Here is a 14,454-nt window from a genome sequence, read left to right on the forward strand (position 1 = left end):
AGCTGCTGGACCAGGGCCAGGCAGGCGACAACGCCGGTCTGCTGCTGCGCGGCACCAAGCGTGACGACGTCGAGCGCGGCCAGGTGCTGTGCAAGCCGGGTTCGATCAAGCCGCACACCGAGTTCGAAGCTGAAGTCTACGTGCTGTCCAAGGACGAGGGTGGCCGTCACACGCCGTTCTTCAAGGGTTACCGTCCGCAGTTCTACTTCCGCACCACCGACATCACCGGCGCCGTTGAGCTGCCCGAGGGTGTGGAGATGGTGATGCCGGGCGACAACGTGAAGATGGTGGTGTCGCTGATCAACCCGGTGGCGATGGACGAAGGCCTGCGTTTTGCAATCCGCGAAGGCGGCCGCACCGTTGGCGCCGGCGTGGTGGCCAAGATCATCAAGTAACGCCCTGACCCCTGCGCGCAAGCGCAGGGCTTTGTCAGGTCGTCATCCCCGCGAAGGCGGGGATCCAGCGTTGACCCTGGGCTGGGCCAAGCTGGAAGTGTCATGCCCTCAAGCGGAACTCCAGAAAGCCCGCTCGAGTGGTAGCAAAGATGATCAAGTAAGTGTATTATTCGCGGCCGGCTTGAAGCCGGACGCAGTTTGCAGTATCCGCCAGCGCCTCCTGGGAGGTCGCCGGCTACCGCGAAAAGAGGTGCAGGAAGCGCCTCGTGTTCGCCAGACAAGGAAATGTCGCGTGAAAAGCCAAATTTGGCAGCCCCTCTATTGACGGGGCAGTTCACGCGTCTTATACTTTTCTGTCTGGGCGGTCCGGTTTACCGGTCCGCCCAGCTTTTCAGGACGAATCCCCACAAGCCGGTCGCAAGTTTCAGCAGCGCATGGCGGGGAATAATCAGCAAGATCAACCAGGGGCAGGCATCCCAGAGGCCGCGCCCGTCGCTCTTTTAACGAAGGAACCTCCGTCATGGCGGAACAAAAAATCCGGATCCGGCTGAAAGCGTACGATCATCGTTTGATCGATCGCTCGGCTAGCGAGATCGTGGAAACGGCCAAGCGTACCGGCGCGCAAGTGCGCGGTCCGATCCCGCTGCCGACCAAGATCGAGCGCTTCACCATTCTTACCTCCCCGCACGTCGACAAGGACGCGCGTGACCAGTACGAGACCCGCACGCACAAGCGCGTGCTCGATATCGTCGATCCGAACGACAAGACCGTGGACGCGCTGATGAAGCTCGAGCTTGCGGCCGGCGTCGACGTCCAGATCAAGCTGACCTGAGGCCACTGACATGACCGCGAAGAAATATTCGTTGGGCCTGGTCGGCCGCAAGGCTGGCATGACCCGGGTGTTCACGGAAGATGGCAAGTCCATCCCGGTCACCCTGATCGAGGCAACCCCGAACCGCATCACTCAACTCAAGACCCCTGAAACCGACGGCTACAGCGCCGTGCAGGTTGTGGTGGGTACCCGTCGTGCCGCGCTCATCAACAAGCCGGCAGCTGGTCACCTGGCCAAGGCCAAGGTGGAAGGCGGCCGTGGTTTGTGGGAATTGCGCGTCGAAGACGACAAGCTGGGTGATTTCGCCGTAGGTGGCGAAATCAAGGCCGACATTTTTGAGGTTGGCCAGAAGGTCGACGTGCAGGGTGTGACCAAGGGCAAGGGCTTCCAGGGCACCATCAAGCGCTATAACTTCACCATGGGCGACGCCACGCACGGCAACTCGCTGTCGCATCGTCAGCCGGGTTCGCTCGGCCAGCGCCAGACGCCGGGTCGCGTTTTTCCGGGCAAGAAGATGGCCGGCCACATGGGTGCCGTGAACCAGAGCACGCAGAATCTGGAAATCGTGAAAGTTGATGTCGAACGTGGGCTGATCGCCGTTAGTGGCGCGGTTCCGGGCGCGCCGGGTGGCGACGTGATCGTACGTCCGTCGAGCAAGGGATAAGGGAGAAGCATGATGGAACTTGCCATCACAGGCAGCGCCAGCAAATTGTCGGTTTCCGACGAAGTGTTCGGCCGCGAATTCAGTGAAGACCTGGTCCACCAGGTTGTGGTCGCGTACCGCAATGCGGGTCGCGCCGGTACCAAGGCGCAGAAGACGCGCTCGGAAGTCAACGGCACCACCAAGAAGTCCAAGAAGCAGAAGGGTGGCGGTGCACGTCACGGCGCCCTGACCGCTCCTATCTTCGTCGGCGGTGGCGTGACCTTCGCGGCCAAGCCCCGCAGCTTCGAGCAGAAGGTCAACCGCAAGATGTATCGCGCGGCCATGAAGGCCATCCTGTCCGAGCTCAATCGCCAGGGTCGTTTGATGGTGGTCGATTCGTTTGACGTGGATTCGGCCAAGACCACCGGTCTGATCGCCAAGCTCAAGGGCCTGGAAGTGGGTCGTCGTCCTCTGATCGTCACCGAAGAGGCCTCCGAGCATCTTTACCTTTCGGCGCGCAACCTTCCCTACGTGGAAGTCCGCGATGTCCAGGGTCTGGACCCGGCCTCGCTGGTCGGTGCCGACACCGTCGTAATCACCGCTGATGCGGTCAAGAAGATCGAGGAGTGGCTGGCATGAGCACGACCGCTAAAATCACCAACGAAAAGATCTTCAGCGTGCTGCGTGCTCCCCGGGTTTCCGAGAAGACCGCACGCCTGCAGGAGCTCTCCAACCAGTACGTCTTTGAGATTTCGAGCACCGCAACCAAGGCTGACGTGAAGGCCGCGGTCGAGCAGTTGTTCGATGTCAAGGTGGAAGGCGTCAGCGTGTTGAACGTGAAGGGCAAGAACAAGTCCTTCCGCAATCGCACTGGCAGCCGTGGCAGCTGGCGCAAGGCGTACGTTCGCCTCGCCGACGGCCAGGCCATCGACGTAACCGCCAAGGCCTGAGGAATATCCCATGCCATTAATGAAATTCAAGCCCACTTCGCCCGGCCGCCGTTCGGCAGTCCGCGTAGTGACGCCGGACCTGCACAAGGGCGCGCCGCATGCTCCGTTGCTCGAGCCGCAGAGCAAGAGCGGTGGTCGTAACCACCACGGCCGCATCACCACCCGTCATATCGGTGGTGGCCACAAGCAGCATTACCGCATCATCGACTTCAAGCGGGACAAGGTGGGTATTCCGGCGCGCGTCGAGCGCATCGAATACGACCCCAACCGTACCGCCCACATCGCGCTGCTTTGCTATGTCGACGGCGAACGCCGTTACATCATCGCGCCGAAGGGCCTGAAGGCTGGCGACCAGGTCATCGCGGGCAGTGATGCCCCGATCCGCGCCGGCAACACGCTTCCGCTTCGCAACATTCCGGTCGGCACCACGATTCACGCCATCGAGATGAAGCCGGGCAAGGGCGCGCAGATTGCGCGTGCCGCAGGAGCAGGCGTCCAGCTGGTCGCTCGCGAGCAGGGTTTTGCCACGCTGCGCCTTCGCTCCGGCGAAATGCGCAAGGTGCAGATCGAGTGCTGCGCGACCATCGGCGAAGTCGGCAACAGCGAGCACAGCCTCGAGAAGCTGGGCAAGGCCGGTGCCAAGCGTTGGCGCGGCATTAAGCCGACCGTTCGCGGCGCGGCCATGAACCCGGTCGATCATCCGCACGGTGGTGGTGAGGCCAAGGCAGGCCAGGGCAACCCGCATCCGGTCACGCCGTGGGGCGTGCCGACCAAGGGTTACAAGACGCGCCATAACAAGCGCACCCAGCAATTCATCGTCCGCGATCGTAGGGGCTAATCGACCATGGCACGTTCACTCAAGAAGGGCCCGTTCGTCGACCACCACCTCATCAAGAAGGTGGAGGCCGCGGGTGGCAGCAAGCGTCCGATCAAGACCTGGTCGCGTCGTTCGATGATCCTGCCGGAAATGGTGGGTTTCACTATCGCCGTGCATAACGGCAAGAACCATATTCCGGTGCTGGTCAACGAGAATATGGTCGGCCACAAACTTGGCGAATTCGCCGTCACCCGGACCTTCAAGGGCCACGGTGGCGACAAGAAAGCCGCGCCGGGCAAGCGTTAAGGAGATGACAATGGAAGCCAAAGCCATCCTGCGCACCGCGCGCATCTCCGCACAGAAAGCCCGCCTGGTCGCAGACCAGGTGCGTGGCCTGTCCGCCGAACGCGCCGTCAACCTGCTGAAGTTCTCGGACAAGAAAGCAGCGCAGATGATCAAGAAAGTGGTTGAGTCGGCGATTGCAAATGCCGAGAACAACCAGGGCGCAGACGTCGACGAATTGAAAATCGTGACCATCATGGTCGACGAGGGTCCGTCGCTGAAGCGTTTCATGGCCAGGGCCAAGGGCCGCGGCACCCGTATCCTCAAGCGCACCAGCCACATCACTGTGGTTGTGGGCGCAGGCAAGTAAAGGCGGAAGGAAAAAACGATGGGTCATAAAGTACATCCGATCGGGTTCCGCCTGGGCATCGCCAAGGACTGGAACTCCAAGTGGTTCGCCAAGAAGGGGCTGTTCGCCAGCTACCTGGCTGCCGACCTCAAGGTTCGCGAAATGCTGCGCAAGAAGCTGGCAGCGGCAGGCATCTCCAAGATCCTGATCGAGCGTCCCAACAACACCGCACGCGTGACCATCCACACCGCCCGCCCGGGCGTGGTGATTGGCAAGCGCGGTGAGGACATCGAGAAGCTGCGCAAGGAAGTAAGCGACCTGATGGGCGTCCCGGCGCACATCAACGTCACCGAAGTTCGCAAGCCGGAACTGGACGCGCAGCTGGTAGCCGAGTCGGTTGCCCAGCAGCTTGAGCGCCGCATCATGTTCCGTCGCGCGATGAAGCGTGCGGTTGGAAACGCGATGCGCCTTGGCGCCCTGGGCATCAAGGTCAACGTAGGTGGCCGTTTGAACGGTGCGGAAATCGCGCGTTCGGAGTGGTACCGCGAGGGTCGCGTGCCGCTGCATACGCTGCGCGCCGACATCGACTACGGTTTTGCCGAGGCGAAGACCACCTACGGCATCATCGGAATCAAGGTGTGGGTTTACAAGGGTGAAGTGTTCGACTTCTCCCAGATCGGCCAGGAAAAGCAGGACGAAGCGCGCCCCGAGCGCAGCGAACGTCCGTCGCGTCCGGCCCGTGACCGTGACGCGAGGTAATCGGCCATGTTGCAACCAAAACGTACCAAGTACCGCAAGCAGCACAAGGGTCGCAATGACGGCCTGAGCTGGAGCGCCAACCTTGTCAGCTTCGGCGAATACGGCCTGAAGGCTACCAAGCACGGCCAGCTCACCGCGCGCCAGATCGAGGCTGCACGTCGTTCCATCAGCCGTTACGTCAAGCGTGGCGGCAAGATGTGGATCCGCGTGTTCCCGGACAAGCCGATCACCAAGAAGCCCATCGAGGTCCGCATGGGCTCCGGCAAGGGAAACGTGGAATACTGGGTCGCGCAGATCCAGCCTGGCCGCATGATTTATGAAATCGAAGGCGTCACCGAGGAAATCGCGCGCGAGGCCTTCCGCCTGGCCGCGGCCAAGCTGTCCGTGACCACCACATTCGTTACCCGGACGGTGCGCTAATGGAACTCAAACAACTCCGTGAGAAGTCGGCCGACCAGCTGGCCGAACACCTGACCGACCTGCGCAAGGAGCAGTTTTCGCTGCGCATGCAGCAGGTCACCGGCCAGCTGCCCAAGACGCATGAAACGCGTCGGGTCCGTCGCGAGATCGCTCGCGTCAAGACCCTGCTTGGCCAGCCGCAACCGAGCAAGAAGTAAGGACTGCCGTGATGAGCGAGAACAACGAGAACACGTCCGACAAGAGCGGGCAACGTACGGTCGAAGGCCGTGTCGTGAGCAACAAGATGGACAAGACCGTCACCGTACTGGTGGAGCGTCAGGTCAAGCATGCGCTGTACGGCAAGTACATCCGTCGTTCCAGCAAGCTGCATGCCCATGATGCGGACAACAGCTGCAACGAAGGCGACGTGGTGCGCGTGGTGGAAATCGCGCCGCTGTCCAAGACCAAGAACTGGCGCGTGGTGGAAATCATCACCCGTGCGGCCGTCTAACAAGGAAACCTGAATCATGATCCAGATGCAGAGCTACCTTGACGCGGCCGACAACTCCGGCGCCAAGGAACTGATGTGTATCAAAGTGCTGGGCGGCTCCAAGCGCCGTTACGCGCACATTGGCGACATCATCAAAGTCACCGTCAAGGACGCGATCCCGCGTGGCAAGGTCAAGAAGGGCGAAGTCTACGACGCCGTCGTGGTCCGTACCCGCAAGGGTGTGCGCCGTCCGGATGGTTCGCTGATCCGCTTCGACGGCAATGCCGCCGTGCTGCTCAACAACAAGCAGGAGCCTATCGGTACGCGCATCTTCGGGCCAGTAACCCGCGAGCTGCGTTCCGAGAAGTTCATGAAGATCGTATCGCTCGCGCCTGAAGTGCTCTGAGCCGAGGACATAACTATGAACCGTATCAAGAAGGGCGACCAGGTGGTCGTCATCGCCGGCAAGGACAAGGGCAAGCGTGGTGACGTGGTACGTGTGGATGGCGATCGCGTGATCGTTTCCAACGTCAACATCATCAAACGCCACACCAAGCCGAATCCGCAGGCGGGTGTTGCCGGCGGCGTGGTCGAGCGTGAAGCCTCGATGCACATCTCCAATATCGCGCTGTTCAACCCGGCTTCCGGCAAGGGCGAGCGTATCGGTTTCAAGGTGCTGGAGGATGGACGCAAATTGCGTGTGTTCCGCTCCAGCGGTGAGGCGTTGGACGCCTAAGGAATGAAGTCATGACTACCCGTCTCGAAAAGTTCTACAAGGAACAGGTTGTTCCCAGCCTGACCGAGAAATTCGGCTATTCCAATCCCATGGAAGTGCCGAAGATCACCAAGATCACCATCAACATGGGCGTCGGCGAAGCCGCGACCAACAAGAAGATCCTGGAAAACGCCGTTGCCGACCTGGCCAAGATCACCGGCCAGCGCCCGATCACGACCAAGTCGCGCGTTTCGGTGGCTTCGTTCAAGATCCGCGACGGCTGGCCGATCGGCTGCAAGGTCACCCTGCGCCGCCGGAAGATGTACGAGTTCTTTGATCGCCTGGTCAACGTGTCGCTGCCGCGCGTGCGCGACTTCCGTGGCGTCTCGGCCCGTTCTTTCGACGGCCGTGGCAACTACAATATGGGCGTGAAGGAGCAGATCATCTTCCCGGAAATCGACTACGACCAGGTAGACGCGCTTCGCGGCATGGATATCGCCATCACCACCACGGCCAAGACCGACGCTGAAGCAAAGGCGCTGCTCGAGGCTTTCAAATTCCCGTTCCGCAACTGATTCGCAAGGAAACCTGAGCATGGCAAAGACCTCAATGGTTAACCGCGACATCAAGCGGGCCAAACTGGCAAAGAAGTACGCCGTCAAGCGTGATGCACTGAAGAAGACCATCTCCAGCGCCAGCGCCTCGTACGAAGAGCGCATGGAAGCAGTGATCAAGCTGCAGAAGCTGCCGCGCGATTCCTCGCCCAGCCGCGAACGCAACCGCTGCGCCCTGTCGGGCCGCTCGCGTGGCGTCTACAGCAAGTTCGGCCTGGGCCGCAACATGCTGCGCAAGGCGACCATGAACGGCGACGTTCCCGGCCTGCGCAAGGCCAGCTGGTAATCACACCTGCTGGCGGCAACAAGTTCCTCCAACCAAAGATTTTCGCGAAAGCGGATATCGGTGCTACTCAAAGGGTAATACGCAATGAGCATGACTGATCCCATCGCCGACATGCTGGTCCGCATCAAGAATGCGGCCGCTGTAGGCAAGCCGACGGTAAAGATGCCGTCCTCCAACATCAAGGTCGCCATCGCCGGCGTCCTGCAGGCAGAAGGCTACATCGCCGGGTCGCGCATCAATACCGTCGACAACAAGCCGCAGCTCGAGATCGAGCTGAAGTACTTCGAAGGCAAGCCGGTGATCGAGCGTCTTACGCGCGTGTCCCGTTCGGGCCTGCGCAAGTACAGCGGCAAGGCGGATCTTCCCAAGGTGCTGGACGGCCTGGGCGTCGCCATCATTTCCACCTCCAAGGGCATCATGACCGACTCGCAGGCGCGCCAGCAGGGCGTCGGCGGTGAAGTCCTGTGCTTCGTGGCTTAAGGGAGTAACCGTATGTCCCGTGTAGCCAAACTGCCGATCACCCTTCCCAAGGGCGTCGAGTTCAACAACCAGACCGACAATCTCAGCGTCAAGGGCCCGAAGGGCACGTTGACCCTGGTGAAGCCCGCCGGCGTCGACATCAAGGTCGAAGACGGTGCGCTGAACCTGTCGCCCGCGACTCCTGCGCACGACGCCATCACCGGAACCATCCGCGCGATCCTGGCCAACATGGTCAAGGGCGTGTCCGACGGCTTCGAGCGCAAGCTCGAGCTGGTGGGCGTGGGTTACCGCGCCGCGATGGCCGGCAAGGACCTGAACCTGTCGCTGGGCTTTTCGCACCCGGTGCTGTTCAAGACCCCTGAAGGCATCACCATCTCCACCCCGACCCAGACCGAAATCCTGGTGCAGGGTTCGGACAAGCAGCGCGTCGGTGAAGTGGCCGCCAAGATTCGCGGTTTCCGTCCGCCGGAGCCCTACAAGGGCAAGGGCGTGAAGTACTCCGACGAAATCATCATTCGCAAGGAAGCCAAGAAGGCGTAACGCGGGCTTTTCCGTATACGTCAGGCTTCCCAAGGATCAAGATAATGAGCATCAAGAACACCGCCCGTCTTCGCCGCGCCAAGAGCACCCGCGCCCACATCCGTGTGCTCGGCGTGCCGCGTCTGTCGGTGCTGCGCACCGGCCAGCACCTGTACGCGCAGCTGTTCAGCGCCGACGGCTCCAAGGTCATCGCTGCGGCCAATACGCTGCAGGCCGACGTCAAGGAAGGCTTGAAGAACGGCAAGAACAGCGACGCCGCCGCCCGCGTGGGCAAGGTCATCGCCGAACGCGCCGTGGCTGCTGGCATCGAAAAGATCGCCTTCGATCGTTCTGGCTACCGCTACCACGGTCGCATCAAGGCCCTGGCCGAAGCGGCACGCGAAGCCGGCCTGAAGTTCTGATTGAAACGCGGGGGTTCGCCCCCACGTTTGCACCGCCGGCACGGTTGGCTGCCGGACGTACCGCGACTTCTGTTCGCGCCTGCGTTCCACCGCAACATCCCACAACTATAAGCGGCAAAGCCGTAATCACTTAATCCTCAAGGAATCTGAAATGGCTGAAGAACAACGTGCACCGCGGGGTCGTGATCGCGACCGCAACCGCGAAGAGAAAGTAGACGACGGCATGATCGAGAAGCTGGTCGCGGTCAACCGCGTCAGCAAGACGGTCAAGGGTGGTCGCCAGTTCACCTTCACCGCGTTGACGGTGGTGGGTGATGGCAACGGCAAGATCGGTTTCGGTTACGGCAAGGCGCGCGAAGTGCCGGTCGCGATCCAGAAGTCGATGGAATATGCGCGCAAGGGCATGCTCAACGTCGACCTGAACAACGGCACCTTGTGGCACCCGGTCAAGGCCGGCCACGGCGCGGCGCGCGTGTACATGCAGCCCGCCTCGGAAGGTACTGGCGTGATCGCCGGCGGCGCCATGCGCGCCGTGCTGGAAGCGGTCGGCGTCAAGAACGTGCTGGCCAAGGCCGTTGGTTCGCGCAACCCGATCAACCTGGTGCGCGCAACGCTGAAGGGCCTGGGCGACATGCAGTCGCCGACCCGCATCGCGGCCAAGCGCGGCAAGAAAATCGAGGAACTCAATTATGGCAAGTGAGTCCAATACGACCGGTACGGTCAAGGTCCGCCTGGTGCGTGGCCTGCGTGGTTCCCAGGGTATCCACCGCTTGTCGGTGAAGGCTCTGGGCCTGAACAAGATCAACGACGTGCGTGAACTGAAGGACAGCCCGCAAGTGCGCGGCCTGATCAACAAGGTTCATTATCTCGTCCGCGTCGAGGAGTAATCGATATGCGTCTCAACACACTCAAGCCCGGCGAAGGCGCCCGTACCAACCGCAAGCGCGTTGGCCGTGGCATTGGTTCCGGCCTGGGCAAGACCTGCGGCCGCGGCCACAAGGGTTCTTTTGCGCGTTCGGGCAAGGGCAAGATCAAGGCAAAGTTCGAAGGCGGCCAGATGCCGCTGATCAAGCGTCTGCCGAAGGTTGGTTTCCGCTCCAAGCTGAAGCTTGATTGCGCCGAGGTCATGTCCTACCAGCTGGACAAACTGGAAGCGGGCGAGATCGATTTTGCCGCATTGCAGGCCGCCAAGCTGGTTCCGACCAGCGCCAAGCGCGCCAAGATCGTCAATAAGGGCGAGCTGTCCAAGAAGTTCGTGCTGAAGGGCATCGCTGCGACGGCCGGCGCCAAGGCAGCGATTGAAGCTGCCGGCGGCAGCGTCCAGGAGTAATTGAAGCATGGCGCAGGGCAACGCAGGCGGCGTAGGCGGGTTGGGCAAGTTCACCGAACTGCGCCAGCGGCTGCTGTTCGTGGTCGGTGCGCTGATCGTCTACCGCATTGGCTGTTTCATTCCGGTTCCCGGCGTGAATCCCGATGCGATGCTGGCGATGATGGAAGCGCAGGGTGGCGGCATCGTGGACATGTTCAACATGTTCTCGGGCGGCGCCCTGCATCGCTTCAGTCTGTTCGCGCTCAACGTGATGCCGTACATCTCCGCATCCATCGTGTTCCAGCTGGCCGTGCATATCTTCCCGTCGCTCAAGGCGATGCAGAAGGAAGGCGAATCCGGACGGCGCAAGATCACCCAGTACTCGCGCATGGGCGCGGTGTTGCTGGCGGTGGTGCAGGGCGGCAGTATCGCCGTAGCCCTGCAGAACCAGGTCGCTCCGGGCGGCATGCCGGTTGTCTACAACCCGGGCATGGGTTTTGTATTGACAGCGGTCGTGGCCTTGACCGCGGGAACCATATTCCTGATGTGGGTGGGTGAGCAGGTCACTGAGCGCGGTGTCGGCAACGGCGTTTCGCTGATCATTTTCGCGGGCATCGTGGCCGGCTTGCCGGTTGCAGTGATCAATACGATCGAAGGCTTCCGCAACGGCACCATCAGTGCCATTGCGCTGATCCTCATCGCCGTAACCGTGGCCGCCTTCACCTACTTCGTTGTGTTCGTTGAACGCGGGCAACGGCGGATCACGGTCAACTACGCGCGTCGCCAGGGTGGCCGCAACGCGTACATGAACCAGACTTCGTTCCTTCCGCTCAAGCTCAATATGGCAGGCGTGATCCCGCCGATCTTTGCTTCCAGCATCCTGGCTTTCCCCGCCACGCTGGCGCTCTGGTCCGGGCAGTCCACTTCCACCGTGTGGCTGCAGCGCATCTCCCAGGCGCTGGCGCCGGGCGAGCCGCTGCACATGATCGTGTTCGCCGCAATGATCATCGGGTTTGCCTTCTTCTACACGGCGCTGGTGTTCAATTCGCAGGAAACAGCCGACAACCTCAAGAAGTCTGGCGCGCTTATCCCGGGTATACGCCCTGGCAAGGCTACGGCGGATTACGTGGACGCTGTCCTGACCCGTCTGACCGCGGTTGGATCGCTGTATCTGGTAGCGGTGTGTCTGCTGCCGGAGATCATGCGGACCCAGTTGGGTACGTCGTTCTACTTCGGCGGCACATCGCTGCTGATCGTGGTCGTCGTGGTAATGGACTTCATCGCGCAGGTCCAGGCGCACTTGATGTCGCACCAGTACGAAAGTCTGTTGAAAAAGGCTAATCTCAAAGGCGGCTCGCGCGGCGGTTTGGCGCGGGGCTGAAGCAACACACACAGCGGTTCTGCATGGCGTAGGCCTGCAGCCAGCTACAACTTAGATGGGCGGCCTGTGCAGCGATCTCGTGCGCAGGTGAGAATCGACCAGTCCCTGCGCAAGAGTAGCGCGGGGCGGGGCGGGACGAAGAGGGCGAAAGCCGGAAGCGACCCGTACCAGGCAGGTTCCGGCGCCGGAGCATGGGCACACTCCCCATGCCGTGGTCCTTGCAAGCCTTGGCTTGCGGGGACTTCCCAGAAACCCGAGATCTTGTTAAAATTCGTAGTTCACTCCGCCGGCTTGCACCGAACCCTGACGGGTTTGCCTGCAATCGGGCCATCAAACACAGTTTGGAGAATCGCGTCATGGCGCGTATTGCAGGTGTCAACCTGCCTGCCCAGAAGCACGTCTGGGTCGGGTTGCAGAGCATTTACGGCATCGGCCGTACCCGGTCGAAGAAGGTCTGCGAAACCGCGGGCGTAACTTCGACCACCAAGATCCGTGACCTGTCCGAGCCTGAAGTCGAGCGCCTGCGCGCCGAAATCGGCAAGTTCATCGTCGAAGGCGACTTGCGTCGCGAAGTGGGTATGGCAATCAAGCGCCTGATGGACCTGGGTTGCTACCGCGGCTTGCGTCATCGCCGTGGCCTGCCGCTGCGTGGCCAGCGCACCCGCACCAATGCACGCACCCGCAAGGGTCCGCGCAAAGCCATCAAGAAGTAAGGGGCGCGAATCATGGCCAAACCAGCAGCAGCAAAAGTGAAGAAGAAGATCAAGCGCGTCGTCACTGACGGCGTCGCCCACGTCCACGCTTCCTTCAACAACACCATCGTCACCATCACCGATCGCCAGGGCAATGCGCTGTCGTGGGCCACTTCGGGCGGCGCGGGTTTCCGCGGTTCCCGCAAGTCCACTCCGTTCGCCGCACAGGTCGCCGCCGAGAAGGCCGGCCGTGCCGCACTGGACTACGGTCTGAAGTCGTTGGAAGTACGCATCAAGGGCCCAGGCCCGGGCCGCGAGTCGGCAGTGCGTTCACTCAACAACGTTGGTTACAAAATCACCAACATCATCGACGTTACGCCTATCCCGCATAACGGTTGCCGCCCGCCCAAAAAGCGTCGCGTCTAAGGAGCTGAAGAGAAATGGCTCGTTATATTGGTCCTACCTGTAAGCTCGCCCGCCGCGAAGGCGCCGATCTTTCCCTCAAGAGCCCGGCGCGCGCGCTGGATTCCAAGTGCAAGCTGGAGCAGAAGCCCGGCCAGCACGGCGCCACTGCCCGCAAGGGCAAGCTGTCCGACTACGCCACCCAGCTGCGTGAAAAGCAGAAGGTCAAGCGTATCTACGGCCTGCTGGAGCGTCAGTTCCGCAACTACTACAAGAAGGCCTCGACCAAGAAGGGCAACACCGGCGAGAACCTGCTGCAGTTGCTGGAAACCCGCTTGGACAACGTCGTCTACCGCATGGGCTTCGCCATCACCCGTCCTTCGGCCCGCCAGCTGGTTTCACATCGTGGCGTGCTGGTCAACGGCAAGTCGGTGAATCTGCCGTCTTACCAGATCAAGGCCGGCGATGCGATCGAGCTTTCCGAAAAGGCGCAGAAGCAGTTGCGCGTCCAGGAATCGCTGACCGTGTCCGCACAGATGGACCTCAGCCCCTCGTGGGTTGAAGTGGACTCGAAGAAGTTCAGCGGCGTGTTCAAGGCCGTGCCGGATCGCGCAGATCTGCCTGCCGACATCAACGAAGCGCTGATCGTCGAGTTGTACTCGAAGTAATCCCATCACGAATCCCCGGATCAGCCGGGGATTTGCAGGAGACCAAGCAACATGACGGTTACCACACAGCAGGTGCTGCGCCCCCGCGGCCCGCAAATCGAACGCCTTGGCGACAATCGCGCCAAGGTCGTGATCGAGCCGCTGGAACGCGGCTACGGCCACACTCTGGGCAATGCGCTGCGTCGCGTGCTGCTCTCGTCCATCCCGGGCTTCGCCATCACGGAAGTCGAGATTGACGGCGTTCTGCACGAATACAGCACCATCGAAGGCCTGCAGGAAGACGTGCTTGAAGTCCTGTTGAACCTGAAAGACGTCGCCATCCGCATCCATACCGGCGACAGCTCCACGCTGACCCTCGCCAAGCAGGGTCCGGGCGTCGTCACTGCTGCCGATATCAAGACCGACCACAACGTCGAGATCCTCAACCCGGAGCTGGTCATCTGCAACCTGACCAAGGACACGGCGATCAACATGCGCCTGAAGATCGAGCGCGGTTTCGGCTACCAGCCGGCCGCCGCCCGTCGTCGTCCGGATGAAGAGACCCGCGCCATCGGCCGCCTGATGCTGGATGCATCGTTCTCGCCGGTCCGCCGCGTCGCCTATGCGGTGGAAGCCGCACGCGTCGAACAGCGTACCGACCTGGACAAGCTGGTCCTTGAAATCGAAACCAACGGCACCATCGATGCCGAGGAAGCGGTGCGCACCGCCGCCGACATCCTCAGCGACCAGTTGTCGGTGTTCGGTGATTTCACCCACCGTGACCGTGGTGCGCCGAAGCAGGCTGCCAGTGGCGTTGACCCGGTGCTGCTGCGTCCGATCGACGACCTCGAGCTGACCGTGCGTTCGGCCAATTGCCTCAAGGCCGAGAGCATCTACTACATCGGCGACCTGATCCAGAAGACTGAAGTCGAGCTGCTGAAGACCCCGAACCTCGGCAAGAAGTCGTTGACCGAGATCAAGGAAGTCCTCGCGCAGCGCGGCCTCTCGCTGGGCATGAAGCTCGAGAACTGGCCGCCGGCCGGCGTCTCGCAGCACGGCATGCTGGGCTGA

General features: G+C 61.6%; 27 protein-coding genes. All 27 read left to right on the forward strand.

Features of this window, described 5'->3' with window-relative positions; translation table 11 throughout:
- On the forward strand, window positions 1-395 hold a 395-nt coding region (locus tag DT603_RS11900), incomplete at its 5' end, for an EF-Tu C-terminal domain-related protein (protein ID WP_484573158.1).
- Window positions 396-915: 520 nt separating this feature from the next.
- Entirely contained in the window at window positions 916-1,227 is a 312-nt protein-coding gene (rpsJ, locus tag DT603_RS11905) for a 30S ribosomal protein S10 (protein ID WP_162350117.1), read from the forward strand.
- Between the two features lie 10 nt (window positions 1,228-1,237).
- A complete protein-coding gene (rplC, locus tag DT603_RS11910) occupies window positions 1,238-1,891 on the forward strand; it encodes a 50S ribosomal protein L3 (RefSeq protein WP_162350118.1) in 654 nt (217 codons plus the stop codon).
- Window positions 1,892-1,903: 12 nt separating this feature from the next.
- Window positions 1,904-2,509, forward strand: coding sequence for a 50S ribosomal protein L4 (gene rplD, locus DT603_RS11915; protein ID WP_162350119.1), 606 nt, complete (start codon window positions 1,904-1,906; stop codon window positions 2,507-2,509).
- On the forward strand, window positions 2,506-2,820 hold the full coding sequence (gene rplW, locus DT603_RS11920; RefSeq protein WP_162350120.1) for a 50S ribosomal protein L23: 315 nt from the start codon (window positions 2,506-2,508) through the stop codon (window positions 2,818-2,820). Before rplD ends, rplW begins: the two co-directional genes overlap by 4 nt.
- A gap of 10 nt (window positions 2,821-2,830) precedes the next feature.
- Entirely contained in the window at window positions 2,831-3,658 is an 828-nt protein-coding gene (gene rplB, locus DT603_RS11925) for a 50S ribosomal protein L2 (protein ID WP_162350121.1), read from the forward strand.
- 6 nt (window positions 3,659-3,664) lie between these two features.
- Window positions 3,665-3,943, forward strand: a complete 279-nt coding sequence (gene rpsS, locus DT603_RS11930; protein ID WP_093289950.1) for a 30S ribosomal protein S19 — start codon at window positions 3,665-3,667, stop codon at window positions 3,941-3,943.
- Window positions 3,944-3,953: 10 nt separating this feature from the next.
- Window positions 3,954-4,289, forward strand: coding sequence for a 50S ribosomal protein L22 (rplV, locus tag DT603_RS11935; RefSeq protein WP_162350122.1), 336 nt, complete (start codon window positions 3,954-3,956; stop codon window positions 4,287-4,289).
- 18 nt (window positions 4,290-4,307) lie between these two features.
- Window positions 4,308-5,027 (forward strand): 30S ribosomal protein S3, encoded by a 720-nt coding sequence (gene rpsC / locus DT603_RS11940; protein WP_162350123.1) that lies wholly within the window; start codon window positions 4,308-4,310, stop codon window positions 5,025-5,027.
- Between the two features lie 6 nt (window positions 5,028-5,033).
- Window positions 5,034-5,447, forward strand: a complete 414-nt coding sequence (gene rplP / locus DT603_RS11945) for a 50S ribosomal protein L16 (protein ID WP_162350124.1) — start codon at window positions 5,034-5,036, stop codon at window positions 5,445-5,447.
- Complete coding sequence (rpmC, locus tag DT603_RS11950; protein ID WP_162350125.1) at window positions 5,447-5,644, forward strand: 50S ribosomal protein L29; 198 nt, start codon at window positions 5,447-5,449, stop codon at window positions 5,642-5,644. Before rplP ends, rpmC begins: the two co-directional genes overlap by 1 nt.
- An 11-nt stretch (window positions 5,645-5,655) precedes the next feature.
- Window positions 5,656-5,937 carry a 30S ribosomal protein S17 gene (gene rpsQ, locus DT603_RS11955; protein WP_162350126.1) on the forward strand — a complete coding sequence of 94 codons (282 nt, stop codon included), beginning with the start codon at window positions 5,656-5,658 and terminating at the stop codon, window positions 5,935-5,937.
- Between the two features lie 16 nt (window positions 5,938-5,953).
- Window positions 5,954-6,322 (forward strand): 50S ribosomal protein L14, encoded by a 369-nt coding sequence (gene rplN / locus DT603_RS11960; protein WP_042614221.1) that lies wholly within the window; start codon window positions 5,954-5,956, stop codon window positions 6,320-6,322.
- A gap of 15 nt (window positions 6,323-6,337) precedes the next feature.
- The gene (rplX, locus tag DT603_RS11965; RefSeq protein ID WP_093289956.1) at window positions 6,338-6,652 is read left to right on the forward strand and encodes a 50S ribosomal protein L24; all 315 of its coding nucleotides are present in this window, start codon (window positions 6,338-6,340) and stop codon (window positions 6,650-6,652) included.
- A gap of 11 nt (window positions 6,653-6,663) precedes the next feature.
- Entirely contained in the window at window positions 6,664-7,206 is a 543-nt protein-coding gene (gene rplE / locus DT603_RS11970; protein WP_162350127.1) for a 50S ribosomal protein L5, read from the forward strand.
- Between the two features lie 19 nt (window positions 7,207-7,225).
- On the forward strand, window positions 7,226-7,531 hold the full coding sequence (rpsN, locus tag DT603_RS11975; RefSeq protein ID WP_162350128.1) for a 30S ribosomal protein S14: 306 nt from the start codon (window positions 7,226-7,228) through the stop codon (window positions 7,529-7,531).
- Window positions 7,532-7,615: 84 nt separating this feature from the next.
- Window positions 7,616-8,011, forward strand: a complete 396-nt coding sequence (gene rpsH / locus DT603_RS11980) for a 30S ribosomal protein S8 (RefSeq protein ID WP_162350129.1) — start codon at window positions 7,616-7,618, stop codon at window positions 8,009-8,011.
- A gap of 12 nt (window positions 8,012-8,023) precedes the next feature.
- Window positions 8,024-8,551, forward strand: a complete 528-nt coding sequence (gene rplF / locus DT603_RS11985) for a 50S ribosomal protein L6 (protein WP_162350130.1) — start codon at window positions 8,024-8,026, stop codon at window positions 8,549-8,551.
- Between the two features lie 44 nt (window positions 8,552-8,595).
- Window positions 8,596-8,952, forward strand: a complete 357-nt coding sequence (rplR, locus tag DT603_RS11990; protein ID WP_162350131.1) for a 50S ribosomal protein L18 — start codon at window positions 8,596-8,598, stop codon at window positions 8,950-8,952.
- A gap of 151 nt (window positions 8,953-9,103) precedes the next feature.
- Window positions 9,104-9,652 (forward strand): 30S ribosomal protein S5, encoded by a 549-nt coding sequence (gene rpsE, locus DT603_RS11995; protein ID WP_093289962.1) that lies wholly within the window; start codon window positions 9,104-9,106, stop codon window positions 9,650-9,652.
- Window positions 9,642-9,839 carry a 50S ribosomal protein L30 gene (gene rpmD / locus DT603_RS12000; RefSeq protein ID WP_162350132.1) on the forward strand — a complete coding sequence of 66 codons (198 nt, stop codon included), beginning with the start codon at window positions 9,642-9,644 and terminating at the stop codon, window positions 9,837-9,839. The genes rpsE and rpmD overlap by 11 nt, the downstream gene beginning before the upstream one ends.
- On the forward strand, window positions 9,839-10,282 hold the full coding sequence (gene rplO, locus DT603_RS12005; protein ID WP_162350326.1) for a 50S ribosomal protein L15: 444 nt from the start codon (window positions 9,839-9,841) through the stop codon (window positions 10,280-10,282). Before rpmD ends, rplO begins: the two co-directional genes overlap by 1 nt.
- A 7-nt stretch (window positions 10,283-10,289) precedes the next feature.
- Window positions 10,290-11,642, forward strand: coding sequence for a preprotein translocase subunit SecY (secY, locus tag DT603_RS12010; protein WP_162350133.1), 1,353 nt, complete (start codon window positions 10,290-10,292; stop codon window positions 11,640-11,642).
- 356 nt (window positions 11,643-11,998) lie between these two features.
- Window positions 11,999-12,355, forward strand: coding sequence for a 30S ribosomal protein S13 (gene rpsM, locus DT603_RS12015; RefSeq protein ID WP_093289966.1), 357 nt, complete (start codon window positions 11,999-12,001; stop codon window positions 12,353-12,355).
- Between the two features lie 12 nt (window positions 12,356-12,367).
- The gene (gene rpsK / locus DT603_RS12020; protein ID WP_093289967.1) at window positions 12,368-12,760 is read left to right on the forward strand and encodes a 30S ribosomal protein S11; all 393 of its coding nucleotides are present in this window, start codon (window positions 12,368-12,370) and stop codon (window positions 12,758-12,760) included.
- 14 nt (window positions 12,761-12,774) lie between these two features.
- Window positions 12,775-13,404 carry a 30S ribosomal protein S4 gene (gene rpsD / locus DT603_RS12025; protein WP_162350134.1) on the forward strand — a complete coding sequence of 210 codons (630 nt, stop codon included), beginning with the start codon at window positions 12,775-12,777 and terminating at the stop codon, window positions 13,402-13,404.
- A gap of 51 nt (window positions 13,405-13,455) precedes the next feature.
- The gene (locus tag DT603_RS12030; RefSeq protein WP_162350135.1) at window positions 13,456-14,454 is read left to right on the forward strand and encodes a DNA-directed RNA polymerase subunit alpha; all 999 of its coding nucleotides are present in this window, start codon (window positions 13,456-13,458) and stop codon (window positions 14,452-14,454) included.

The organism is Pseudoxanthomonas gei (assembly GCF_010119615.1).
Taxonomy (GTDB): domain Bacteria; phylum Pseudomonadota; class Gammaproteobacteria; order Xanthomonadales; family Xanthomonadaceae; genus Pseudoxanthomonas_A; species Pseudoxanthomonas_A gei.